The sequence below is a fragment of the Xanthomonas protegens genome (assembly GCF_038442435.1).
Taxonomy (GTDB): domain Bacteria; phylum Pseudomonadota; class Gammaproteobacteria; order Xanthomonadales; family Xanthomonadaceae; genus Xanthomonas_A; species Xanthomonas_A sontii.
Map to the genome: position 1 here is coordinate 1 of NZ_JAQJCQ010000015.1, position 25,454 is coordinate 25,454.

Sequence of the window (25,454 nt, forward strand, 5' to 3'; positions counted from 1 at the left end):
CTACGGCGTTCTCAAATCGGGCACTGCGTTCGACCCGAAAAGAGGCCTTGCCTGCTAGGGGGTAAGACGGTATCTACAAGGGTGCTGCCGGCTGGCATACACCTGCGCAATGCACTCTTGCTCTGGCGCCGACATACACCAGAGACGGTATCCCACGCGACGCAGGCGTTGGACGACTCCCTGGGTGAGATGCAACAGCGACATCAGAACAGGGGAGCGGCACGGCATGCGACCGCCATCGCAACCGCCTCTTGTAGGAGCGGCTTCAGCCGCGATGGCTTCACCGAGAAAGCCCGTCGCGGCTGAAGCCGCTCCTACGACAGCCACTGCGACCCAAAGCAACTGATGCGCTCGCCTGCTGTGGAACCGGCGCCAGGCTCGCCTGCGCGCTGCGCGGCGCGCCCTAGGGACGCCGCCGCCTGAATGCACCCCCACGTGCCGTGCTCTACCCAGCACCAACCCCGCTTGCCGGCCACCCAACTTCGATATATCGTTTCCGCGCCAAATTCGACATATCGAAATGCCACGACCCCACACCCCCGGCCCGCATCCCGCGCACCGCCTGTTCGAAGAGGACCGGGCCGGGCGCGGCCGTGGCGCACGCGGCCCCCGTCCGCTGGGCCACGGCGACCTGCGGCTGTTGCTGCTGGCGATGATCGAGACCCAGCCGCGCCACGGCTACGAGTTGATCCGCGCGGTCGCCGAGCTGTTCCATGGCCTGTACACGCCCAGCGCCGGCACGGTCTATCCGACCCTGGCACAACTGGAAGCGCAGGGCCTGGTAGAGGCCGATACCGACGCCACCCGCAAGCGCTATGCGATCACCGAGGCCGGCCAGGCCTTCGTGCAGGCCGAGCGCGCGCAGGTGGACGCGGCGCTGCAGCGTACCCAGCACAGCGCGCGGGCGCTGGTGCGCGCCAACGTGCCCGCGCCCGTGCGCGAGGCGATGCGCCGCATCAAGCACGGCCTGCTGGCGCGGCACGGGCGCTGGGATCCGGACGAGATCGAACGCGTCGCCGCGCTGTTGCAGGCCGCCGCCGACGGCATGGATGGCGCTCCCCCCTGACTTCCCCTTCCAGCCAGCACGCGGACACCTGCGCTTTCGGCAACCGCGCGCGCGCCAATCCCCTCCCCCACTTTTCGAGGATTCCCATGGCGACCCACGAACACCGCCTGCTGCGCCACCCGCTGCGCCTGCGTCATCTGCAGGTGCTGCGCACGCAACCGCTGACCCCGCACATGCGCCGCATCGTCGTCGGCGGCCCCGAGCTGGACGGCTTCGTCAGCGCCGGGCCGGACGACCACGTCAAGCTGTTCTTCCCCAATCCCGAAGGCGCGTTCGTGCTGCCGACGATGACCGAGCACGGCCCGGTGTATCCGACCGATGCGCTGCCCTCGCCCGCCCGCGACTACACCCCGCGCCACTACGACGCCGACGCGCAGGAGCTGACCCTGGACTTCGTGCTGCACGGCGATGGCCCCGCCTGCCGCTGGGCGGCGCAGGCCGACCCGGGTGATGCGCTGGTGGTCGGCGGACCGCGCGGCTCGTTCGTCGCCGCCGACGACTTCGACGCCTATGTGCTGATCGGCGACGAAACCGCGCTGCCGGCGATCGGCCGCTGGCTGGAAACCCTGCCGGCCGACGCGGAAGTCGACGCGCTGATCGAGATCCCCGGCTACGCCGACCGGCAAGCGCTGGACTGCGACGCCGAGCTGCGCATCACCTGGCTGGAACGCAACGGCGTGGACGCGCGCAGCAGCCAGTTGCTGGAAGGCGCCCTGCGCGACTTCGACCCGCCGGACGGCGACGCGTTCTACTGGATCGCCTGCGAATCGGCACGCGCGCGGATGATGCGCAAGTTCGTCGAAGGCCACCTGGGCGTGCCCAAGGAGTGGATCCGCGCGACCGGGTATTGGAAGGCGGGCGGCGAACATGACGAATAACACACCGAGGCGCCGTGCCGCTCAGCGACGAAGTGCGACGTCCTTCGGGCTGGAACAGCGCGGATGCACGGCCGTAGACACAGTATATTTATGTGAATTTCATCACAATATATTGGTACTCCGCATTCTACAAAGCCGCCTACCCATCGATGGATCTCGAGAGGCGGCTTGCACATGGACAAGGCATTTCACGAGATCGATCCCCGCGGCATTACGCTGAACCCGGACGGATCGATCAACTTCGCCAACCATCGATTGCGCGCCGCGGCGATCGCTTCCGCGAAATCGGGATCGATTCGCCCGATGAGCGAAAATGCCGGAACGTGCACCAACTCCGGCACCTGCTCCTCCACGAATTACACCTGCAACAACACCGGCGACTGTTCCAAAGCGTCCAACGTCGGCTCTTGTCGCGCCGGCGGCCAGCCCTCGCCAACCGGTTGAGGCACGCCGATGCTGAGCGAAGCCACCATCGCCGAGGCGCTTTCTCCGCGCATCCTCTCTCTCATCCTTTTGCCGACCGAAAAATGCAACTTCCGCTGCACCTATTGCTATGAAGACTTTGCAATAGGCCGTATGCAGCCGAGCGTGGTCAGCGGCATCAAGGCACTGATCTCCCATCGCGCACCACACCTGGATCGACTCAACATCTCCTGGTTCGGCGGCGAGCCACTGCTGGCGCGCGATGTCGTCTTGGAGATCGGTCAACACGCAAACGCAGTGTGCGCACAACATGGCGTTGCGTTCAGCGCCGGATTTACCACCAACGGCTACCTGCTGGAGCCGGCGCTCCTGCAAAGGTTGACTGAACTCCAGCACCGCGAGTTCCAGATCACGCTGGACGGCGATGCGGAATGGCACGACAGGACACGGGTCACCGCCAACAAGGGCGCCACGTTCGAGAAAATATGGTCGAACCTCATTGCCTACCGCTCGCTGGCGGCGAACTTCGCCATCTCGCTGCGGCTGCACCTGCACCAGGACAACATCGAATCGGTACGACGCCTCTATGCCAGCCTGCATCGTGAGCTGCTCGACGATCCACGGTTCTCGGTCTACTTTCACAAGGTCTCGAATCTGAGCGCAGGCGGCACGATCGAAGAAAAGGTGTTGCCGCGAGACCGCTACCTGGAAGCCATCGCCTATATCACCGCGTGCACGGAACATCCGCCCAAGGACCAGCGCCCGATTTCGGAAGAGCACCTGGATGGATACATCTGTTATGCCGCGAAGCCAAATTCCCTGATGATTCGCGCCAACGGGAAGATCGGCAAGTGCACCGTTGCGCTCAACGATGAGCGCAACGACCTCGGGCGCCTGCACGCTGACGGCACCATCGATATCGAAAACGACAAACTGCGCCGCTGGATGAGCGGATTCTCCGATCTCTCCGAGCAAACACTTGGTTGCCCGCTTTCCACCTTGGCAAGCACCTGAGATGCATCCCAATGCCAATCCGCATAGACCCAGACAAGATATCGCTCGGCAAGAATGCAGAAGTGCTGTTCGACGGATCAGAGGCGTCTACCGCCGCTGCAGTCGAAGCGCTGGCAACACGGCGCTTTGGCACGCTGGCCACCAACGAAGTCTGCAATGGCACCAATCCGGCGTGCACGAACACGAAGGACTGCTCGTTAGGGAGCAACACCAACTGCACTAACAAAGGTTCCTGCATCACCCCCAACCCTGGCCCAGGCCAGGGCTGACGTGCAACCACCAGGTGGATCGCCATGACAACGCACACGAACGATAGTCGCCGCAACTTCCTCTTCGGCACCGCTGCGACTGCAATTGCTGCGATGATTCCTGTCGCTGCTGCATCTGCGGCGGCAACCGGTGCCAGCGCTCCACAGACGGCGCCTGCCGTCGGCCGCGCGCTCCCCGAAACGCAAACCTTCGCGGTGCACGTCCTCGGCGACCTGCGCCAGCCGTCGACCGACCTGCAGTTGATCCCCGGCCAGCTCTCCGAGCCGCTGGCGCTCAAGGGCAATGGCACCTATCGGGTGAAGATCAGCCCGACCGATATCACCACGCGCTTCGGACCGATCTACCGGCTCACCCTGGCCGATGCGCAGGGCGCGCCGCTGGAGGAGATGAACATCGGCAGCGACACCACCGCCACCTTCAGCCGCTACGGCGTGCAGGTCTATGCGCTGTCGATCGAACAGGCGATGTAGGAGCACGTCAAATACGTGCTTTGCCGCGGCTCAGCACGACATGCCGTTGTGCTGTTGTAGGAGCGGCTTCAGCCGCGACAGGCACGTCGGCCCCACGCGTCGCGGCTGAAGCCGCTCCTACAGTGCGCTTGTCGTCGCAAATGAAGGTTCCCGCAAGCCGTTCCTGTCGTAAGACACAGAGCGACCCCGGAAACACAAACGCCCGCCGAATGGCGGGCGTTTGCATTGCAGCGGACGGCAGCGCACGAAGCGCCGCCGCACGCGCAGGCGGGCTTACTTGGCCGCGTTCAAGGTCGCTTCGGTGGTGATGCGGATCTTCACCTCGTCGCTGACGTTCGGCACGTAGGCGCCCAGGCCGAAGTCGCTGCGCTTGACCGTGGTGGTGGCATCGAAGCCCAGCGCCGGCACCTTCTTCATCGGGTGCGGACCGGCGCCGTTGAGGGTCACCGCCAGCACCACCGGCTTGGTCGTGCCCTTGATGGTCAGGTCGCCGGCGACGGTCAGCTTGTTGCCGCCGGCCGAGGTCACCTTGGTGCTCTTGAAGGTGGCGGTCGGGAACTTGGCGGCGTCGAAGAAGTCGCCGCTCTTCAGGTGCTCGTCGAACTTGGCGGTGAAGCTGTTGAGGCCGGACAGCGGCAGGGTCACGTTGACGCTGGACTTGCTCACGTCCTGGGCGTTGTAGACCAGGGTGCCGTCGACGTCGCCGAAGTGCGCGGACGGGTTGGAGAAGCCGAAGTGGCTCCACTGCACCAGCACGTCGGTGTGGGCCGGGTCGAGCGTGTAGGTGCCGGAGACGCCCTTGGCGGCGGCAGCGGCGGCGGCCGACGCGGCGAAGGCGCTGGTGGCGGGCTGGGCGACGACGACGGCCAGGGCCATGGCGAGCGGGAGCAGCAGTTTGCGGGTCTTGGTCATGGTGGAACTCCTTGGAGGGGTGATGGGACGAAACTGCGGCAGGCGCGGGCCTGCGGTGGGACACGAAAGCAAAACGCGCGCGCTCACTCGATGCGCGCGGCCTCGTCGAAACTCAGCCGCGGCAGGCGCGGGAACAGGCCGCTGGGATCGCCGTAGCCGAGGTTGACCAGGAAGTTGGATTTGATCGCAGTGCCTGCGAAGAACGCGGCATCGACCTTGGCGTTGTCGAAGCCGGACATGGGACCGGCATCCAGGCCCAGCGCACGCGCGGCCAGGATCAGGTAGGCGCCCTGCAGCGAGCCGTTGCGGAACGCGCCTTCGCTGCGGCCCTCGCGCGGGCCGTCGAACCAGCTCTTGGCGTCGGTGTGCGGGAACAGGTACGGCAGCTTCTCGTGGAAGTCCTCGTCGTGGGCGACGATCACCGTGACCGGGGCGGCCAGGGTCTTGGCCAGGTTGCCTTCGGACAGCGCCGGCTTGAGCTTTTCCTTGGCCTGCGGCGAGGCGACGAAGACGAAGCGTGCCGGGCTGCCGTTGGCCGCGGTCGGGCCCCACTTCACCAGGTCGTACAGGGCGCGCAGGGTGTCTTCGCCGACCGGCTTGTCCAGGAACGCGTTCTGGGTGCGCGCGGTGCGGAACAACTGGTCGAGGGCGGCGTCGTGCAAGGCGTCGGACATGCGGGAAGTTCCTTGATCGAGGGAAGCGCCAGGAGGCCGGTGGGGCCGTCCCGATGCGAGGCGGCCAGTGTAGAGTGGCACGATTGTCGCAACACCCAGCCGCGATGCAACGGATTACTACCAAACGTGAAACGATCGGACGCGACCTGGGCGATTAGCGATGGCCGCGCCGGCAACGCCCGCCAGGCCGAGGCGCTGGCCGCCGCGTTGGCGCTTCCGGCCGCAACACCGATCCAGCCGCAGTTGCTGCAGCCGCACATGCCCTGGCGCTGGCTGGCGCCGCGCTGGCTGCCCGGCGCCCGGCATGCCTATGGCACGACCTTCGCCGAGGCGCTGCGGCAGCCGCCGCCGCTGGCCGTGGGCTGCGGCCGCCAGGCGGCACTGGCGACGCGGCTGCTGCGCACGCGCGGCAGCCAGGTGGTGCAGATTCTGGATCCACGACTGGACCCGCGACACTGGGATGTGGTGGTGGTGCCGGAACACGATCGCCTGCGCGGCGCCAATGTGCTGACCCTGCTCGGCAGCCTGCATCCGATCGACGATGCCTGGCTGTCCGCAGGACGCGCGGCGTTTCCTGCGTTGGGCGCATTGCCCTCGCCGCGCATCGGTCTGTTGGTGGGCGGCCCGTCGGGCCTGGCGCCATGGAGCGAAGCGCAGGCACAGTCTGCCTTCGCCGACATCGCCGCACAGCTGCGCACGCACGGCGGCAGCCTCCTCGCCAGCGCATCGCGGCGCACGCCGCCCGCGGTGGCCGCGGCCTTGCGTCGTACGTTCGCCGATGTGCCGGGCGTCGTGTGGTGCGGCGCGGACGACGGCGCCAATCCCTATGCCGGCCTGCTCGGCTGGGCCGAGCGCCTCGTGTGCACGCCGGACTCGGTGAATTTGCTGTCGGAAGCTTGCGCCACGCGCGTGCCGGTGCAGGTGCTGATGCCGGAGACGGCGCGTGGCCGCGCCCTGGATTTTCATCGCGCCTTGCAGGCACGTGGACGACTGCCGCCTGTAGACAATGCCGGCGACGCGCCCGCCACCGGCATCGAACCGCTACGCGAAACCGCGCGGGTGGCCGCGCTGATCCGCGACCGCTTGGCGCTGGCCTGATCGGCCGCCGTGCCGGCGTCGCTGCCACGACGCCGACACGGCAACCGGGCCCAACGCGTTACGGGTTGCTCGGCGACCGCGGCACGCCGGCCGGCGCCGCATCCAGCGCGCCGATCAGCAACCGCACCACCGGCGTGCCCAGGCCGACCGTGTAGTTGTACTTGCCCTTGATCGGCTGGTTGTTGTCGACCACACCGTTGTAGCCGGGGATGCCGCGATGCAGCGCCTCCGGCCCATTGGCGGCCAAGCGATACAGGTAATCGTTGAGATTGCCCTGGCGGCCCTGCTTCTCCACCAGCAGCGCGACCGCGCTGGCGAATTCCGGCGCGGCGACGCTGGTGCCGATCACCGCCGAGATGCCGCCCTTGAAGTAGGTGGCCACCGAGCTGTCGCCCTCCCGGCACGGCTGCGTCGCAATCCCCGGGCAGCCGCCGACCAGCATACCGATGTCCGGCAGCGCGCGCATGGACGTGCGCGTCCCGCCGAGTGCACGCAACTGATAGGCCGGACGCTGGAACAGGGTGCTGACGCCGCCGCCGGCGCCCCAGTAGCCGCCGGCCAGGTTCGCGCCGAAGCCGTAGTAGTCGGCGGTCTCCAGCGGATCGCCGTAGGCGCTTTCGCTCTTGTAGCTGGATTCCAGGCTGCCCTTCTTGTACGCAGTGAGCAGGTTGCCGCCGCCGACCGCGGTCACGTGCGGGCTGGCCGCCGGGTGTTCGACGCCGGCGACGAAGCGGCCGTCCTTGTGGTCGACCGCGTACTGCGTGTCGGCGCAGTCCAGGCCGGCGTTGTCGCCGCTGGAGGCGACGAAGGTGATGCCCTGCGCGTTGCCCTGCTTGAACACCGCATCGTAGGGGCGCAGCAGCGAGGTGAAATCCTTGCCGCCGTTGTAGGCCGCGGTGTAGTACAGCTCGCAGCCGCCGAACGAGGAGCTGACCACGTCGGCCTGGTTGTCCTGCACGATCTGCCGGTAGCCGGCCAGTACCGAGGCATCGCTCAGGTCCGGGATCACGTACAGCAGCACGTGCGCGCCCGGCGCGCCGCCCAGCGCCATCTCCACATCGAGCGCGGCCTCGCTCGCCGCGGCGTCGTTGCCGTCCTGCAGGCCCGGCTTGGCGCCGGCCACGTAGTGGCGCGCGTACAGGGTGGGGTCGGCGTGGTTGGCGGAGTAGCGGCTGAAGTTTTCGTGGTCGAACATCGCCTTGATGTCCGAATCCAGCACGTCGCTGCTGATCAGGATGGCGATGGTGCTGCCGGTGCCGTCGAGCCGGCGCTGCTGCCCGGCCGCGCCGGTGGTGGCCTGGTAGGACGGGTAGCCGTAGGCCTGCTTGAGATCGTTGTACCAATAGGTGGTACCGCCGGCGCCGTAGCGGTTGGCGGGATTCCTGGTGGCCGCGCGCTGCCAGTTGACGTGCATCGGCGGCACACCGCGGGTCAGGCCGGTCACCGTCGCACCGCTGTCGCGCAGCGCGGCGGGCAACTGCAAGGGAGCGGCGGCGGCGAGATGGGCCTGGCTGCCCTGCTGTACCTCGGCGGTCAGCGGCGCCGCGAACAAGCGCTCGACGTTGTTCGCGCTCGCACTGACATGCAGGGTGTTGCCCTGCTCGGTGACGTTCATGTGTGCGGCCTGCAGCGCGGCGCGCACCTGCGCGACCTGCGCCGGTGCCGGCGCGAAGCGGCGCTGGAACTCGGCCGGCGTCAGCCAATGGTGATACTGCGGGGAGACCGGATCCTGGATGTCGGCCAGCAACGCGTCCAGGCCGGCCTGATCGCGCAACGGCAGGTGCACGTCGAAATTGACCGGCGCGGCGCGCAGCGTTGCGGTCATTGCCGCGATGGAGGCGTCGGGCACGGCATTGGCGGTGCCGAGCGCGCACAGCAGGGAAGCGGACAACACGGCAGCCAGCAAGGGCCGACGGCGGATGCGATCAAGCATGGGCGTCTCTCCGGGGGTAGAGCGGGTGGACGAGGCCATCGCGGCCTCGCGGTGGGAAATCGATTGCCCCTCTGCTTTCGGGAGGGGAGTTGGGGGTGAGGGTGCGGCGCGCGCAGCGCGCGCGTGATTCGTTGCTGCGAGGCTGCGCTCGTACCCTCATCCGCCCCTGCGGGGCACCTTCTCCCGGGGGGAGAAGGGAAGCGCCTGGCCCCTCTCCCACCGGGAGAGGGGTTGGGGTGAGGGTACGGCGCGCGCAGACCTGTCGAGGCGAGGACCCAACAGCGCACGCGAACGACGCTCCGAGCGACGCGAGGGCACTGTGCTTCCTGCTCATGTCTGCACGCATCGGCACGTCGTCGGGCTTGGGCGAGGCGTGATCATTGAGGAGGAACGCACTACAAAACTTTGACGGCCGACGCCGTTTTCGACTTTGGAAACAGCATGTTTCGCCGGGTTTCCGACACACACGCTTACATGTGTTCACCACTCGTCATGCATGGCAACTGACGACACTCTGTATCGAATTGATGTCGACACGCGCGGACCACGCCGCTTCTTCCGCGATGGCGCACGATGGCGCGCCTGCAGTCATCGCGCGTCCGGCGGCCGCGACACCAACGCCATGCCGCAGGACCGCTGCATGACAACCGCAACGCCGATGACGCCAACCTGCAACGTCGCTGTCGCATGGTGTGCGCACTTCCTTTACGAATCCCCCCTTGCGCATGCCTCTCCATTCCCTGCTGAGCACGGCGATCCTCGCCGCCCTGTTGTCGCCCTTCGCCGCCACCGCTGCGGAGCCCGCCGCCGATGGTGCCGTGTCCGACGTGCAGCAACTCGATGCGGTGTCGGTGATCGGCCAGGGCGAGACCCGCCAGGTGCAGCGCATCACCGCGCAGGACGTGGCGGTGCTGCCGCCGGGCACCAGCATCCAGAAGCTGCTCAACCGCATTCCCGGCGTCAACGTGCAGTCCAACGACGCCTTCGGCGCCAACGAGGAATCGCAGACGATCAGCCTGCGCGGCTTCAACGGCGTGCGCCTGGGCTACACCCTCGACGGTCTGCCGCTCGGCGACAACGCCTACGGCAACTACAACGGTCTGAACATCAGCCGCGCGCTGATCGCGGAGAACTTCGGCGGCGTGGAGCTGGCGTCGGGCATCGGCAGCCTGGGCACCGCGTCCACCAGCAACCTCGGCGGCACGGTGCAGTACTACTCCGACGATCCGTCCACCGAGGTCGGCGTGCGCCTGGCGCAGACCGTGGGCTCGGACAGCAACCGCCGTACCTACCTGCGCCTGGATACCGGCGAGCACAACGGCTTCTCCGCCTACCTGTCCGGCATCTATGCCGACGCCGACATGTGGGCGCCGCCGGGCTCGCCGACCCACACCGCGCAGTTCAACGGCAAGGGCGTGTACCAGTTCGAAGGCGGCAAGATCACCGCCTTCGTCGACACCTCGCGCACCTCGCAGGCCGACTACGCGTACCTGTCCAAGAGCGGCCTGCACCGCGGCCTGGGTTGGGACTGGAACCTGTATGCGCCGGACTGGCAGCGTGCGCTGGCCGCGGCCTATTGCGCGCCGGCCACGCGCAACCCCAGCCGCTGCGGCTACAGCGGCGGTGTGGACAACATCGACGACGCCTACTACCAGAGCCGCGCGCTGCGCAACGACGACCTGTACTACCTGGCCGGCGACTTCCAGCCGTCCGATGCGGTGAGCGTGCACACCCAGGTCTACCACCACGAGAACGAAGGCCAGGGCCACTGGTGGTCGCCGGGCCAGCCGTCCTACCCGGGCACGCCGCAGGCGCTGCCGATCTCGATCCGCAGCACCAACTACACCATCAACCGCACCGGCGGCATCGCCTCGCTGGGCTGGGACATCGGCCCGCACCACCTGGAAGCGGGCGTGTGGTACGAGCGCAACAAGCACCACGTGGAGCGCAACTTCTACTGGATCGATGGCCCGATCGACGACGACATCTTCCTGAGCAGCCCGAACCGCCGGCTGTTCTCGCAGGACTACGTCATCACCACCAAGCAGGCCTATGTGCAGGGCACCTTCAAGCTGCTCGACGAGCGACTGACCCTGGACATCGGCGCCAAGAGCCCGCACACCACGATGACCGCGCGCGAGACCCCGGGGATCGCGGTGGAGTCGCCGGTGGCCAACGGCGAGCTGAAGGCCAGCAAGGCGCTGCTGCCGCAGGCCGGCCTGAGCTACCGCCTGGCCGAGGGCCAGGAAGTGTTCGCCTCCTACGCCGAGAACATCGCCGCGTTCCAGGGCGGCGGCGCCGGCGGCCCGCTGCTGGTGACGCAGGCCTCGTTCGACGCCAGCGTCGGCGCGCTGCAGCCGGAGAAGTCCAAGACCTTCGAAGCCGGCTACCGCCTGGTGCGCGACCAGTTCGAGGCTTCGCTGGTCGGCTACGACGTCACCTTCGACAACCGCCTGCTCTCGCTCAACCCGTGCCCGAGCATCCAGCAGGGCACCAGCCCGGCGTGCACCACGCGCTTCTTCAACGTCGGCTCGGTGAGCAGCCGCGGCGGCGAGCTGACCTTCATCTGGAAGCCGACCGCGCACCTGCAGTGGTACAACTCGGCCTCGATCAACCGCTCCACCTACGACGACAACTACGTGCAGAACGGCGTGGTCATCCCCACCGCCGGCAAGTCCACCGTGGACACGCCCAAGCGCATGTTCGCCAGCGAACTCAGCTGGACCTGGAACGGCTGGAACGCCAACCTGCGCGGCAAGTACACCGGCCAGCGCTACTACACCTACACCAACGACCAGGGCTTCGGCGGCTACACCTCCTTCGATGCCGGCGCCGGCTACGATTTCGGGGCGGTGTCGTTCCTGCGGGACCTGAAGCTGTCGTTGAACGTCACCAACCTCACCGACAAGCGCTACGCCTCCAACCTCACCGCCTTCAGCAACAGCGATCCGAACGGCCGCTCGCTGGCCTTCCACGCCAGCGCGCCGCGGCAGGCGTTCCTGACCCTGGACGCGCGCTTCTGAGCGCGTCCATCCTGTCCGCCCCTCGAACCGGAACGCATGCGATGATCCGATCCACCTCCTGGTTGTTGGGATGCGCGATGGCCGTGTTGACGACCACCGCGGCGGCCGCACCGGCCGCCGCACCGGGCGAGCACAAGCCGCTGGTGATCGGCCACCGCGGCGCCAGTGCGTTGCGCCCCGAGCACACCCTGGCGTCCTACGCCAAGGCCATCGCCGACGGCGCCGATTTCATCGAGCCGGACCTGGTCTCGACCAAGGACGGCGTGCTGGTGGCCCGCCACGAGAACGAGATCGGCGGCACCACCGACGTGGCCGCGCATCCGGAGTTCGCCGCGCGCAAGACCGTCAAGCAGATCGACGGACAGCGCGTGGAAGGCTGGTTCACCGAAGACTTCACCCTGGCCGAACTGAAGACGCTGCGTGCGCGCGAGCGCCTGCCGCAACTGCGTGGCACCGCCTTCGACGGGCAGTTCCAGGTACCGACCATGGACGAGATCATCGACTTCACCGCGGCCGAGTCGGCCACGCGCGGGCGGCCGATCGGGCTGATCCCGGAGATCAAGCACGGCACCTACTTCCGCGGGCTGGGCCTGGCGATGGAAGACAAGCTGGTCGCCACCCTCGAGGCGCACGCCTACACGCGCAAGGCGCCGGTGGTGATCCAGTCGTTCGAGATCGGCAACCTCGAGTCTCTGCACGGCAAGCTCGGCGACACCCATCCGAACGTGCGCCTGGTGCAATTGCTGGGCGATCCCAAGGAGCGCCCGGGCGACCAGTTGCGCGACGGCCCGACCTACGCGCAGATGGGCAGTGCGCAGGGCCTGCGCGCGATCGCCAAATATGCACAGCTGGTCAGCCCCAACCTGCGCGCGATCGTGCCGGTGACCGCCGACGGCGCCCTGGCCGCGCCCACGGCCTTCGTCGCCGACGCGCATGCGGCCGGTCTGCAGGTGATTCCGTACACGTTCCGGCCGGAGAACTATTTCCTGCCCAAGCAGTTGCAGGACGCGCGCGGCCCGGCCGCGCTGAACGCCGCCGGCAGCATGAAGGAAATGCGCGCGCTGATCGATGCCGGCATCGATGGCTTCTTCACCGACGACCCCGCGGTGGGCCGCGCCGCGGTGGATGGGACAGCGCCGCCGGCGCGGTGAGGCCGGGAGTGGGGATTGGGGAGTCGCAAAAGCGGTCCCCAGCGCGGAGTTCCATTTGTAGGAGCGGCTTAAGCCGCGACGCGTGGAAGTAGTGAAAGCACAGTGCGAGGCGGGCGGGTCATCGGTCGGGACTGAAGTCCCTCCCACAATGCAGCCTCCCGACAATGCCGGTGCGGTGGAGCCGGGATTGGGGAATCGCAACAGCGGTTCCCATCGCAGGGTTTCCCCCAGGTAGGAGCGGCTTCAGCCGCGACCACGCGAGATCGGGAAACGCCCTGTCGCGGCTGAAGCCGCTCCTACGCCGCACGGGGGCGTTGAGATCGTCCACACGCCCGGCATTGGTCATGGCGCGTCCGGGCCGCGATAATGCGCGCCCGCCGCTCCTGCCCCGATCGCCGTGCCCTCCGTCGCCGCTCCCTCGCCCACTTTCGCCGCGCTGACCCCACGCGCGTTGCTGCTGTCCGTGCTGGCGATGGGCGCGGTGGTGCTGCTGTCGAACGTGCTGGTGCAGTTCCCGATCAACGACTGGCTGACCTGGGGCGCCTTCAGCTATCCGGTGGCGTTCCTTGTCAGCAACCTGATCAATCGCCGCTTCGGCCCGCGCGCGGCGCGGCGGTTGGCCTGGTGCGGGTTCGCGCTGGCGGTGCTGCTGTCGATCTGGATCGCCACCCCGCGCATCGCCGCGGCCTCGTGCCTGGCCTTCATCGCCGCGCAACTGCTGGACATCACCGTGTTCGACCGATTGCGCCGCGGGCGCTGGTGGCGCGCGCCGATCGTCGCTACCACCTGCAGCGCGACCCTGGACACCACGATCTTCTGGTCGATCGCCTTCGCCGGCTCGACGCTGCCCTGGCTGAGCTGGGCCGCCGGCGACCTGGCGGTGAAGCTGGGCATCGGCGTGTGCCTGCTGGCGCCATTCCGCGCGCTGCTGTGGCGGATGGCGCCGACACGCTGACGGCTGCGCCGCGCTTCGCGCAAGCGCGGCTTGACAAGCGGCCGCGGCAGACGTTGAACAGGCCATCGGCGGCGCACGTCCCGTGCGCCGCGTCTGCGACGGGACCATGCCCATGCCACACGACGTCACCCCCGCCCTCGCGCTGAGTGCGCTCAACGCCACCCTGGCGCAACTGCAGCCGGCCGGCACAGCGCTGGCCACGCTGACCAGTCCCGCCGTTTCCAACCCAGCGTGGTCGTGCAATACCTTCGCCCCGCTGATGCTGGAAATGGTGCTGCTGCGCCGCGACCGGCCCTTGCGCACCACGCCGTACCTGGCGGACGCGGCGCTGCCGACCTTCGCCGATGGCGACTTCGTCAACATCGTGCTGCTGGGCGATCCGTCGCAGTTGATCCACAACGTCAACATCCTGGTGAATGGCGAGCGGATCTACCTGTTCCAGGCCTACCTCGGGCAGGTCGTGGACCTGGTGCGGGTGTTCGACTCCATGACCTTCCATGCGCTGTGGCACGACCTGTGCGCCGGCCGCGCCGGCCTGTGGAAGCACGCCTACCAGGCATTGTTCGGGGTGGATCCGGACCAGGTGGTGGACACCGATCCCGACACGGCCTGGTTTCAGTCGCAGTACGTCAGCGTGTAGCGATCGCACCACTGCGGCGCGGGGCGGCAGGCCAGCGGCGGCGCGCTTGCGGATGCAGCGCGGCAGCGTGCACAGGCTCCCTGGGAATTGCAGACAGCGCCGGCGACGCGTTTTCTGCCGCGATTCGGCAAGACACGCGTTGCCGGAAACGCGTGTCGCCGCCGCCATCGCACGTGCGCGCCTGCGCCTGCCTGGCGTCAGGATGGCAGCCGCGCTAGCGCGCCGCGTCGCCGTCCGCGCGGCCGTCGACGAACACCAGCTCCAGCGTGGCTGCGGCAGCGCGAATCGCCGCACGCGCCGCGGCGATCTCGACCGTGGGCGCGGTCAGGCGCGGACGCCGGTCCAGTGTGCAGGCCAGGCCGGCCTCGACCAGCGTAGCATGCGCGGCATGCAGGCTCGCCGCGATGGGCGGCGACAGCCAGCCGCTGTGCGCCAGCGCGTCGAGCAGCGCCGGGGTGTCGCGCGGCGCCAACAGCGCCGGCTGCTGCGCGGCACCGAGCAGTACGCCGGCCTGCACCAGGAATTCCAGGTCGACCAGGCCGCCGGCGCCCTGCTTGAGGTCGAAGCGCGCGGCATCGCTGCGGTCGAGTTCGGCACGCATGCGCGCACGCATCTTGCGCACTTCCTCGCGCAGCGCTGCGGGCTCGCGCGGGCGCGCCAGAGTCTGCGCGCGCACCTGCTCGAACTGCTGCAACAGCGGCGCATCGCCGGCCACGCCGCGCGCGCGCACCAGCGCCTGGTGTTCCCAGGTCCAGGCGCGCTCGCGCTGGTACTCGCGGTAGCTGGCCAGCGACGACACCAGCGCGCCCTTGCCGCCATCCGGACGCAGCCGCACGTCGATGTCGTACAGGCGGCCGCCGCCGGTGACCGCGCCGAGCAGGGCGATCACCTTCTGCGCCAGCCGCGCGAACCAGCGCCCGCCCTCCAATGGCCGCGGCCCGGCCGAGGCCTCCACGCCCGGCGGGTGGTCGTACAGGAACACCAGATCCAGGTCCGAGCCGATGCCCAGTTCCACGCCGCCCAGGCTGCCATAGCCGACGATGGCGAAACTGCCGCCAGGCACTTCGCCATGCGCGGCGACCAGATCGGCACGCGCCAGGCGCAGCACGGTCACGACCACCGCCTCGGCCAGCTGCGCCAACTGGCGGGCGCTGTCGAGCGCGGGCTGGCGTCGATCCAGCGTGGCCAGGGCGATGCGGAAACTCAGCGCCTGGCGCGCTTCGTTGAGGCCGCGCAGGGCCGCTTCCGGATCGTCGCCGGCGGTGGCGACCGCGGCATCGCACAGCCGCTGCATCGCCGCCTGGTCCGGCATCGGGCCGTCCACGCGGCTGTCGAGCAGTTCGTCCAGCAACAGCGGGTGCGCGGCCAGCCGTTCGGACAGGAACGCGCTGCGCGCCAGCACGTCGACCAGCCGCGCCAGCGCGCTGGGCTGTTCGTCGAGCAGGGCCAGGTAACTGGCGCGGCGCAGGATCGCCTGCAGCAGGCCGAGCACGCGGTGCAGGGCGGCATCGGCCTGCGCCGAGCGCGCCGCGGCATGCAGCAGCGCCGGCAACACCCGGTCCAGGCGCGCGCGTGCGGCATCGGAGAGCGTGCGCACGCCCAGCGACTGCACGAAGCCGCGCAAGGCCTGGTCGGCGCCGTCAGGGTCTGCGAAACCAGCCTCGCGCAGCACCTGCGCCTGGCCGCCGTCGGGCAGGCCGCGCCAGTAGTCGGCCAGCGCATCGGGCGCCAGCGTGCGCTCGCGCGGCGCCAGCAGTTCGGCGAACTCGGCGGCGACGCGGTCGCGCTGGAGTTGCAGCGCCGCGTGCAGCGCGGCCCAGTCGGCATAGCCAAGACCGAAGGCGATGCGCGCGCGGTCCAGCGGATCCTCCGGCAGCGCGTGGGTCTGCGCATCGCGCAGCATCTGCAGGCGATTCTCCACCCGACGCAGGAAGCGATACGCCTGCGCCAGTGCGGCGCCGTCCTCGGCCGCGACCTGGCCGGCGGCGACCAGCGCCTGCAGCGCCGGCAACAGGCGGCGCTCGCGCAGCGCAGGTTCGCGACCGCCGCGGATCAACTGCAGCGACTGCACCAGGAACTCGATCTCGCGGATGCCGCCGGCGCCGCGCTTGATGTCGTCCAGGCGGTCGTGGCGCGCGACTTCGGCGGTGATCGCCGCCTTCATCTCGCGCAGGCCGTCCAGCGCGGTGTAATCGAGATAGCGCCGGTACACGAACGGGCGCAGCGCCTGCAGCCACTCCTCGCCGGCGGCGATGTCGCCGGCCACCGCACGCGCCTTCAGCCAGGCATAACGCTCCCAGTCGCGGCCTTCGCGCTGGAAGTACTGATCCATGCCGGCGAACGACAGCGCCACCCGGCCGGCCGTGCCGAACGGGCGCAGGCGCAGATCCACGCGATGCGCGAAGCCGTCGGCAGTGGTTTCGTCGAGCAGCCGCGCCAGGCGCTGGCCGAGCCGCGCGAAGTATTCCTCGGCGGCCAGCGCGCGCGCGCCGTCGGACTCGCCGCCTTGCGGATAGGCGTAGACGAGATCCACGTCGGAGGAAAAATTCAGCTCGCCGCCGCCGAGCTTGCCCAGGCCGAACACCACCAGCCGCTGCACGCTGCCGTCGGCGGCACGCACCACCCCGTGGCGCGCGGCGAACTCGCCCTCCAGCGCCTGCAGCGCCAGCGCCAGGCAGTCCTCGGCCAAGCGCGTGCTGCCGGTCAGGGTCGCATCGACATCGTCCAGGCCCAGCACGTCGCGCCACACCAGCCGCGCCGAGGCGGCCGCGCGATAGCGGCGCAGCTGCGCCGGCCATGCGGCGGGCTGCGCCGGATCCAGTTGCGGCAGCGGCAACGGCGGCGGATCCGGCTGCGTCAGGTGCGCGAGCAAGGAGGGCTGCCGGCACAGCGTGTCGAGCAGGAAATCGCTGGCCAGCAGCGCGCGCGCCAGCGCGGACTCGAAACCGGGGGAAGACGGCCATGGCTGCGCGGCCACGGCCTGGCGCAGGCGCGCCAGGCTGCGTTCGAGGGTGGGCTGCAGGACGTCGGGAACGGTGGCGAAAGCGTTGGACATCGGGCGATTCTGGCATCCCGTGCGTTCAGGCACATCCAACACAGCAAGAATCGCCATTGCGTTGTAGGAGCGGCTTCAGGCGCGACGGGCATTCCCGATAACGCCCGGTCGCGGCTGAAGCCGCTCCTACAGCTGCCTCTGCCATCGCCGTGCAAGCGCTCGGCATCGCGCGCCCATTGCAGCTACGATCCGCTCAACGCGACACGTCGCGATCCGCCTATACGCCTTCGCAAACACGTCGCCGCACGCGCCAGGCATTGCCGCAAATCAACGCAATACACAGCGTTTCACGCCACGTTCGCCGCGTTTCGCGGACCATGCCGCCCGGCCGAATCGGGCGATGGTGTATCATGCGCCCCCTCGACGGAGCCTCGCGTATCCCGCGCCGCCCGCTCCGTCTCTTCGATCCCGCAGCGCCGTGGTGTTGACGCGGCCATCCGGGATCGTGCCCCCGCAGACCAGTGCGGCGCCTCTTGCGCCCTTCCGTCTTGCTTTGCCCTGCCCTGTGCGGGTCGGGGGTCATGACCTCACCGTTCCAGGACAGGAGAAGACATGTCGGAGTTCCACGCCCATTTCGGATGGTTCAAGCGCCGCCGCCAGTTGCGGGTGGAAGAAGTCACCGTGGTCGACAAGCCCATGCTCAAGCGGGCGGTCGGCGCGGCGGCGCTGGGCAACGCGATGGAATGGTTCGACTTCGGCGTGTACGGCTATCTCGCCGTGACCCTGGGCCATGTGTTCTTCCCCAGCACCAACCCGACCGCGCAGCTGATCGCCACGTTCGCGACCTTCACCGTCGCGTTCCTGGTGCGCCCGCTGGGCGGGCTGGTGTTCGGCCCGCTGGGCGACCGCTACGGCCGGCAGAAAGTGCTGGCCGCGACCATGATCCTGATGGCGCTGGGCACGTTCTCGATCGGCCTGATTCCCTCCTACGAGCGCATCGGCATCTGGGCGCCGATCCTGTTGCTGGTGGCGCGGCTGGTGCAGGGCTTTTCCACCGGCGGCGAATACGGCGGCGCGGCGACCTTCATCGCCGAGTATTCGACCGACCGCAATCGCGGCTTCATGAGCAGTTGGCTGGAGTTCGGCACGCTGGCCGGCTACATCGCCGGCGCGGCCACGGTGACCGCGCTGCATGTCGCATTGAGCGATACGCAGATGTTCGACTGGGGCTGGCGCGTGCCGTTCCTGATCGCCGGCCCGCTGGGCCTGCTCGGCCTGTACATGCGCATGAAGCTGGAGGAAACCCCGGCATTCCAGGCCTATGCCGAGCAAGCCGAAAAGCGCGAGCACGACGCGCCCGGCCTGGGCGCGCTGTTCCGCATCCACTGGCCGCAGCTGCTCAAGTGCGTGGGCCTGGTGCTGGTGTTCAACGTCACCGACTACATGCTGCTGACCTACATGCCCAGCTATCTCAGCGTCACCATGGGCTATGCCGAGAGCAAGGGCCTGCTGCTGATCATCATCGTGATGCTGGTGATGATGCCGCTCAACGTGGTCGGCGGACTGTTCAGCGATCGCCTGGGGCGCAGGCCGATGGTGATCGGCGCGTGCATCGCGCTGCTGGTGCTGGCGGTGCCGTGCCTGCTGCTGATCGGCACCGGCAACGACTGGCTGATCTTCCTCGGCCTGATGCTGCTGGGCGTGGCCCTGGTGTGCTTCACCAGCTCGATGCCGTCGACCTTGCCGGCGCTGTTCTACACCCCGGTGCGCTACAGCGCGCTGTCGATCGCCTTCAACGTGTCGGTGTCGCTGTTCGGCGGCACCACGCCGCTGGTCACCGCGTGGCTGGTCGAGCGCACCGGCGATCCGCTGGTGCCGGCGTACTACCTGATGGGCGCGGCGGTGGTGGGCATCGCGACCATGGTCTTCGTGCGCGAAACCGCCGGCCTGCCGCTGCGCGGCTCGCCGCCGGCGGTGGCCAGCGAGGCCGAGGCACACGCGCTGCTGCGCAGCGACGAGCCGCTGACCGTGGATCCGACCCGACCGGAACTGCCGGCGTCGCCGGAACCGCCGTCGCAGGCCATGCCGACCTGACGCGAACGCGGTCGCCGCGCACTGCGCCGCAAGACCCGCGCGGCCAGTGCGGATCCCGGGCGCGCGACGCGTTCACGCCGTTGCAGTGCACGACTGGGATCGATATCCCACACCATGCCGTCGCCGCGTCTCCGCGGTCGGCTGGATCCGGAAAACAGGCAATAAAAAAGCCCGCTTGCAGCGAACTGCCAGCGGGCTTTGCTCCCTCCCCCACGTCGGGATGCAGGGCTATCTTGGGCGCTTTTTTTGGACATTGCACGCTGCACTGCAAAACGATACCGGGCAGTACATTCTGCGTGGGCGGGAATGGGGAAACGGGAATGGGGAATAGATAAAGCGGGGATACGCGCGTTGCATGCTTGCGCATGCGGGCGCGACGCGGCGCGGCGCAGAGCGCATCTACCCGCATCCAGCGAAGCACGCCTAACGCGATCTCTGTCGCGCTAAGGCGATGCCGCCGGCGCCGGCGCCTCCGGCAGCCACGCCGGTTGCTGGTCGTACCACTCGCGTGCGCCGAGCAGATGCCATTGCCGTTGTTCGCCGCGCAAGGCCACGCCGACGCCGAGCACGCCCCAACGCGCATACAGATCGCCCTGGGTACCGGCGTCGCCGACGCGCAGGCGCGCGCGCAAGGCCACGCGTTCGTTCTCCGCCGCGACCCGATCCAGCCACAGCGCGTCCTTGCGCCAGCGCAGCTGTCCGCGGGCCTGCAATTGGCCGGCGTCGGCCAGCTTCAGCAACCACGCCGGCGCATCGCTGTGCTGCGCGAACACCGCCAGCACCGGGCCGGCGTCGCGCATCTGCATCTGCACCTGCGCATCGGCCTGCACCGGCGCCGCCGCGGCGATGCGGCCCTGCGGAATCCGTAGCGTCGCCCACCAGTCGCCCTGCTTGGGCTGGGTGCCGTAGCGCACGCCCTGCAGGCGCAGCGTGCTGCCGCTCAGATCGAAGCGCTTGTCCTGCAGTTCGGCGCGGCGCAGCCGTGCGTCCAGGTCGAGATCGCCGGCCAGTTCCAGGCCCGCGGTCTGCAGCCGCGCCTGGCGGCCGAGCACGCGCACCGTTCCCTGCCCGACCTGGCCTGACGCGTCCAGCTGCAGATCGCCGCTGAGCCGGCCATCGCCGCCAAGGACGCGCACCTGCGCCGCCGGCAGGTAGCGGTTGTACGCGCGCAGGTCGGGCACGCGCGCGTCGGCGAAGCGTAGCCGCGCCTGCAGCGAATCGCGCAAGGTGGCCAGCGCGCCGTCGCCCTGCAGGTCCAGTTGCAGGTTCTCGCCTTCGACGAAGCTGGCCTTGGGCGCGTCCAGCGGCGCCAGCGCGAAGCGGCGCATGCGCACGTCCAGTTGCGTGCGCGGCCGGTCGGCGCTGCCGACGATGCGGCCAACCGCCTGCGCCTTGCCGCTCAGGCGCACGCGCATGATCTCCGCCACCGCCTGCACGTCGGGCACGTCGAGACGGCTGCCGGGCTGCAGCGCGCCCTGCCGCAGCTGCAGATCGGCGGCGACATCGCCGCCGCCGTCGAGCTGAAACCAGGGCTTGCGCACCAGCAGGTCGCTGATCCAGTTCAACGATTCGAAATGCCAGCGCCCCTGCACGCGGCCGGAGGTGCGCGGCAGCAGCGCCGCCAGGTCGGCGAACGGCACCTGGCGTCCGGCGATGCGCAGATCGGCATCGAGCATGCTGCGCGGATCGACCTTGCCGGGCAGGCGCGCGCGGGCGCGGATGTCCTCGCCCTCCACGTCCAGCAGCAGCGTCAGCACGCCGCGATCGGTGGCGCCCACGCCGGCATGCAGCGGCACCCGCCAGTTGAGCGTGCTGCCCGGCTGCAGCGCGCCGCGCAGCAGGTGCAGATCGGCCTGCACATGGCCCAGCCCGGGTTCGGTGCTGAGTTTGGTGGTGTCGCCGGCGGTGTCGATGCGCAGGGCCACGCTGCGGCCGTGCATGCGCAGCGCCAGGTCGGTGATGCCCAGCTTGCGCAGCCCCGGCGCCTGCGCGCGGTAGTGGCGCGGGAACGAGAAGCGCGCGTCCAGCGTGGCCTGGTCGGCGATCTGGCGCTTGCCGTAGCGCACGCTGGCGTCCTCGAACACGATCTGCGAGCGGAACAGTTCCGACGGGCCGCCACGCAACTGCTTGAGGAAGCCGACGGTGCCGTGGCCCTTGCCCTCGATCGCAAAATCGCCGAAGCGCGCACGGCGCAGCGTGCCGCTGTGGATCGAATCGAAGCGCAGGGTCCAACCCTGGTCGCTGGGCGGCGGTGGTGGGATCATCTCCTCGACGCGGTCCATCTCGCCGATCACGTTCACCGCCTCCATCCACGGCAGGCGCACTTCGCGATGCAGCAGCGGCAGCAGCGCGATGCGCGCGCTGGCGCGGTCGGCACGCACCTGCCAGACATTGCGCTGCACGTGGCCGCGCATGCGCACGTTCCAGGCGGTGATGAAGCCGGGCAGCACGGTGATGGCCGGCCCGGTGTGCATGCGGAACTTCTCCGGCTTGCGGTTGGTGGCCAGGTCGAACAGCGGCGTATTGAGGAACACGTTGCCGGCCAGCAGGTACAGCAGGTAGGCGATCAACAGGCCGCGCAGGAACAGGCGCCAGCCGCGCGGCAGACGCCGGTAGCGAGCATGGACGGCAGTCAGTGGGCGGGCGGAGAGCGGCACCGCCGCACTATCGCCGTGGCGCGGCGTGGAGCGCGTGAAAGCGGCAGTGGCACGTACACGGCACTGCGCTGGCTGCATGCGCGCTGCGTCCTGTCATCACAAGGCAGACCCACCAGGAGAAGGGAGAAGCCAGAGCCCCTCTCCCACCGGGAGAGGGGTTGGGGTGAGGGTCCGGCGCGCGAAGCGCCACACACATCGCACAGACCGTGGCGTGCGTGCGTTACGTGGCGCCTGCCCGCACCGCCGTGCGACAGGCGCAGAAAGTGGGGACGCACCCCAGCGCGGGCCTCGGCCCGATCCGCGATAATTGCCCTCCCCTTCCCACGCCATGGTCGCCGCATGTCCGCCGAACGCATCCTCCATCCCCGCCTGCGCGAACGCATCGTCAGCGCCGAGGCCGCGGCGGCGTTGATCCAGCCCGGCGAGACGGTGGCGATGAGCGGCTTCACCGGCTCCGGCTATCCCAAGGCGGTGCCGATGGCGCTGGCGCAGCGCATCGAGGCGGCGCACCTGCAGGGCCAGTCGTTCAAGATCCAGCTGATGACCGGCGCCTCCACCGCACCGGAGCTGGACGGTGCGCTGGCCAAGGCCGACGGCATCGCCCTGCGCATGCCGTTCCAGTCCGACCCGGACGCGCGCCAGCGCATCAACGCCGGCACGCTGGACTACATCGACATCCACCTCAGCCACGTCGCCCAGCACGTGTGGTTCGGTTTCTATGGGCAGATCGACACCGCGGTGGTGGAAGTGTCCGGCATTCGCGAAGACGGCAGCCTGATCCCGTCGACCTCGGTCGGCAACAACAAGACCTGGCTGGACCTGGCGAAGAAGGTGATCGTCGAGGTCAACGACTGGCAGCCGGCCGGCATCGACGGCATGCACGACGTGTACTACGGCACCGCGCTGCCGCCGCACCGCAAGCCGATTCCGCTGCTGCACGCCGACGACCGTATCGGCGAGCCGTCGCTGCGTTGCGACCCGGACAAGATCGTGGCGGTGGTGCGCACCCACGGCCCCGACCGCAACAGCCCGTTCACCCCGGCCGACGCCACCAGCCAGCGCATCGCCGAGCACCTGATCGCGTTCTTCCAGCACGAGGTCGGCAAGGGCCGGCTGCCGCCCAACCTGCTGCCGCTGCAGTCCGGCGTGGGCAACATCCCCAACGCGGTGCTGGCGGGGCTGGCCAGCAGCGGCTTCCGCGACCTCAGCGCGTTCACCGAGGTGATCCAGGACGGCATGCTCGACCTGCTGCGCAGCGGCGTGCTCAAGGTCGCCTCGTGCACCGGCTTCGCGCTGAGCCCGGAGGCCAACGAGGAATTCAAGCGCAACATCGATTTCTATCGCGAGCGCATCATCCTGCGCACGCAGGAGATCTCCAACCATCCGGAACTGGTGCGGCGGCTGGGCTGCATCGGCATGAACGGCATGATCGAAGCCGACCTGTACGGCAACGTCAATTCCACCCACGTGATGGGCAGCCGCATCATGAACGGCATCGGCGGCTCCGGCGATTTCGCCCGCAACGGTTTCCTGTCGATCTTCCTCAGTCCCAGCACGGCGAAGAACGGCAGCATCTCCTCGATCGTGCCGATGGTCAGCCATGTCGATCACACCGAGCACGACGTCTCCATCATCGTCACCGAGCACGGCCTGGCCGACCTGCGCGGCCTGCCGCCGCGGCAGCGCGCGCAGCAGTTGCTCGCGCACTGCGTGGACCCGAGCTACCGCGCGCAACTGCAGGACTATTTCGATCGCGCCCTGCACGCCAGCTACGGCAAGCACACCCCGCACCTGCTGCCCGAAGCGCTGTCCTGGCACCAGCGCTGGCTGGACACCGGGACGATGCGGATTCCAGCGTGATGCTGGATGCGCTGCTGGGCGCGCTGGGCATAAGGGCCGAACGCCAGGACAAGCGGTACCTGCAGGATTTTCTCGATCCCGTCCGCGGCACGTGTCATGTCGGCGATTTGTCCGAACCGCTTCACATCGAGATCGCCGCATGGATCCGTCTGCATTGCGAAGGCAGCCGCTTCGATGCGCACTTCCTCGACGGACTGGAACTGGGCACAGCGCAACGGCGATGCTTCGAGGCGATCCTGGTGACTTTCCTGCGGATCGCCGAGCGCGTTGTCGGCGACAGGGGACCTTGCCAGGGCGAACCCGGTTGGCCCTGGCGGCGGAGCGTCTTCATCGCGCCGACGCTGGAGGTCAATGCGTGCGTGAAATTCAGCTTCGATCTCAAGCAGCAGACCCTCTTCATCGTCATCAACGCCGGCCTGCTCCTGCAACTGGCGCATCGCATCAGCGCTGTCCTGCAGACGTCGTCCTTCCGGCGCAGCTTCGGGATCGATCGGGCCGCTCCCATGGCCAGCACCGCTCCGCCGCAGAAGCACGGCCCGTGGCTGACGCCGCTGCACGACCACCCGTTGGTGCTGATGGCAACGCTGTCGGCAGCAATGCTGGTGCTGACGCACGAGCTGGCGCACTTCTATCGCGGCCATCTGCATCTCACCCGCCACACGTCCGGCGACGACGCCGTGCTGGAGGAGCGCGACACATCGGGCGCCACCGCCACCGCAGGCCTGCCGTCCAGTCAGCGCCGGCTGCTCGAACTGGATGCGGACGAAACCGCCGGGAAGCTGGCGTCCGTCCTCTGGCGGCTGCTCGACTATCCTCAGTTCGGTCCTGACGACTCGCCAAACGAGAACTTCTACTGCGGCATGCTGCTTGGCAGCACCTGCCTGTTCCTGTTGCTCGACGAAACAGTGGCATCCGCGCATTACTACAGCCCGTTCTGGCGCCTGCGCATCACCATGGCCACCTTCAATCGCGACTACTTCGCCGCCCCCGATGACACGGATGCCGAGCATGCTGCGGATTCGATCGAAGTCTTCAGGCTGATGCAGCGCATGGTCGAGGCATGCGAGGCCGCGCATCGCGAACTGGGCTGGGGCGAGGGACTGGAAGGCAGACGCTTCCTGGCCGAGACGGAAGCACTGCTGGACCGGGACCGACGCGCGTTGCAGCAGTTGCTCATTACGCAATTGGCACCGCTGATGCCTTATCCAGCGCAACGCGGGAAACATTAGCGAGATAGCTCCTACATCCCTTGGCCTGCGCAGATCATCGCAGTCTCGCATGTCAGCCGGCTGATCGCAGCGTTGAAAGAGCAGCCGGATTGCCTGCACCACCTGCTGATCA

Annotated in this window: 18 protein-coding genes; 13 read left to right on the top strand and 5 right to left on the bottom strand. The window is 68.7% G+C overall.

From position 1 onward, the window contains the following. The first annotated feature begins 520 nt into the window (after window positions 1–520). The 5 genes from PIQ37_RS16165 (at window position 521) to PIQ37_RS16185 (ending at window position 4,121) form a co-directional block, all read left to right on the top strand. Window positions 521–1,066, top strand: coding sequence for a PadR family transcriptional regulator (locus PIQ37_RS16165; RefSeq protein WP_342074236.1), 546 nt, complete (start codon window positions 521–523; stop codon window positions 1,064–1,066). An 86-nt stretch (window positions 1,067–1,152) separates the two neighbouring features. Next, on the top strand, window positions 1,153–1,944 hold the full coding sequence (locus PIQ37_RS16170) for a siderophore-interacting protein (RefSeq protein ID WP_342074237.1): 792 nt from the start codon (window positions 1,153–1,155) through the stop codon (window positions 1,942–1,944). Window positions 1,945–2,118: 174 nt separating this feature from the next. Then, complete coding sequence (locus tag PIQ37_RS16175) at window positions 2,119–2,388, top strand: hypothetical protein (protein ID WP_342074238.1); 270 nt, start codon at window positions 2,119–2,121, stop codon at window positions 2,386–2,388. A 9-nt stretch (window positions 2,389–2,397) separates the two neighbouring features. Next, window positions 2,398–3,381: a radical SAM protein gene (locus tag PIQ37_RS16180; protein WP_342074239.1), complete on the top strand. Its 984-nt coding sequence runs from the start codon at window positions 2,398–2,400 to the stop codon at window positions 3,379–3,381. A gap of 464 nt (window positions 3,382–3,845) precedes the next feature. Further along, window positions 3,846–4,121: a hypothetical protein gene (locus tag PIQ37_RS16185; RefSeq protein WP_342074240.1), complete on the top strand. Its 276-nt coding sequence runs from the start codon at window positions 3,846–3,848 to the stop codon at window positions 4,119–4,121. Between the two features lie 273 nt (window positions 4,122–4,394). Here PIQ37_RS16185 and PIQ37_RS16190 read toward each other — a convergent pair whose 3' ends face one another. Together PIQ37_RS16190 and PIQ37_RS16195 are read right to left on the bottom strand one after the other, a co-directional pair. Next, complete coding sequence (locus tag PIQ37_RS16190) at window positions 4,395–5,033, bottom strand: YceI family protein (protein WP_342074241.1); 639 nt, start codon at window positions 5,031–5,033, stop codon at window positions 4,395–4,397. An 83-nt stretch (window positions 5,034–5,116) separates the two neighbouring features. Continuing rightward, the gene (locus PIQ37_RS16195; RefSeq protein ID WP_342074242.1) at window positions 5,117–5,707 is read right to left on the bottom strand and encodes a malonic semialdehyde reductase; all 591 of its coding nucleotides are present in this window, start codon (window positions 5,705–5,707) and stop codon (window positions 5,117–5,119) included. A 126-nt stretch (window positions 5,708–5,833) separates the two neighbouring features. Here PIQ37_RS16195 and PIQ37_RS16200 point away from each other — a divergent pair, with 126 nt between their 5' ends. Further along, on the top strand, window positions 5,834–6,805 hold the full coding sequence (locus PIQ37_RS16200; protein ID WP_342074243.1) for a mitochondrial fission ELM1 family protein: 972 nt from the start codon (window positions 5,834–5,836) through the stop codon (window positions 6,803–6,805). A 58-nt stretch (window positions 6,806–6,863) separates the two neighbouring features. Here the strand turns inward: PIQ37_RS16200 and PIQ37_RS16205 are convergent, their stop codons facing one another. Continuing rightward, on the bottom strand, window positions 6,864–8,738 hold the full coding sequence (locus tag PIQ37_RS16205; RefSeq protein ID WP_342074244.1) for a S53 family peptidase: 1,875 nt from the start codon (window positions 8,736–8,738) through the stop codon (window positions 6,864–6,866). 725 nt (window positions 8,739–9,463) lie between these two features. Here PIQ37_RS16205 and PIQ37_RS16210 point away from each other — a divergent pair. The 4 genes from PIQ37_RS16210 to PIQ37_RS16225 all read left to right on the top strand — a co-directional run bounded on the left by PIQ37_RS16210 (window position 9,464) and on the right by PIQ37_RS16225 (window position 14,507). Next, complete coding sequence (locus PIQ37_RS16210; protein ID WP_342074245.1) at window positions 9,464–11,761, top strand: TonB-dependent receptor; 2,298 nt, start codon at window positions 9,464–9,466, stop codon at window positions 11,759–11,761. A gap of 77 nt (window positions 11,762–11,838) precedes the next feature. Continuing rightward, a complete protein-coding gene (locus PIQ37_RS16215) occupies window positions 11,839–12,912 on the top strand; it encodes a glycerophosphodiester phosphodiesterase (RefSeq protein WP_342074246.1) in 1,074 nt (357 codons plus the stop codon). 397 nt (window positions 12,913–13,309) lie between these two features. Beyond that, window positions 13,310–13,867 carry a queuosine precursor transporter gene (locus PIQ37_RS16220; RefSeq protein WP_342074247.1) on the top strand — a complete coding sequence of 186 codons (558 nt, stop codon included), beginning with the start codon at window positions 13,310–13,312 and terminating at the stop codon, window positions 13,865–13,867. Between the two features lie 112 nt (window positions 13,868–13,979). After that, entirely contained in the window at window positions 13,980–14,507 is a 528-nt protein-coding gene (locus tag PIQ37_RS16225) for a hypothetical protein (protein WP_342074248.1), read from the top strand. A 214-nt stretch (window positions 14,508–14,721) separates the two neighbouring features. Here the strand turns inward: PIQ37_RS16225 and glnE are convergent, their stop codons facing one another. After that, complete coding sequence (gene glnE / locus PIQ37_RS16230; protein WP_342074249.1) at window positions 14,722–17,562, bottom strand: bifunctional [glutamate--ammonia ligase]-adenylyl-L-tyrosine phosphorylase/[glutamate--ammonia-ligase] adenylyltransferase; 2,841 nt, start codon at window positions 17,560–17,562, stop codon at window positions 14,722–14,724. Window positions 17,563–18,114: 552 nt separating this feature from the next. On the opposite strand from glnE, the gene proP reads away from it, so the two are divergent. Continuing rightward, entirely contained in the window at window positions 18,115–19,596 is a 1,482-nt protein-coding gene (proP, locus tag PIQ37_RS16235) for a glycine betaine/L-proline transporter ProP (RefSeq protein ID WP_342074250.1), read from the top strand. A gap of 443 nt (window positions 19,597–20,039) precedes the next feature. Here proP and PIQ37_RS16240 read toward each other — a convergent pair whose 3' ends face one another. Next, on the bottom strand, window positions 20,040–22,232 hold the full coding sequence (locus PIQ37_RS16240; protein ID WP_407136825.1) for a hypothetical protein: 2,193 nt from the start codon (window positions 22,230–22,232) through the stop codon (window positions 20,040–20,042). 360 nt (window positions 22,233–22,592) lie between these two features. Here PIQ37_RS16240 and PIQ37_RS16245 point away from each other — a divergent pair, with 360 nt between their 5' ends. Then, window positions 22,593–24,113, top strand: a complete 1,521-nt coding sequence (locus tag PIQ37_RS16245; RefSeq protein WP_342074252.1) for an acetyl-CoA hydrolase/transferase family protein — start codon at window positions 22,593–22,595, stop codon at window positions 24,111–24,113. Then, complete coding sequence (locus PIQ37_RS16250) at window positions 24,113–25,342, top strand: hypothetical protein (RefSeq protein WP_342074253.1); 1,230 nt, start codon at window positions 24,113–24,115, stop codon at window positions 25,340–25,342. The genes PIQ37_RS16245 and PIQ37_RS16250 overlap by 1 nt, the downstream gene beginning before the upstream one ends. Window positions 25,343–25,454: the final 112 nt, after the last annotated feature.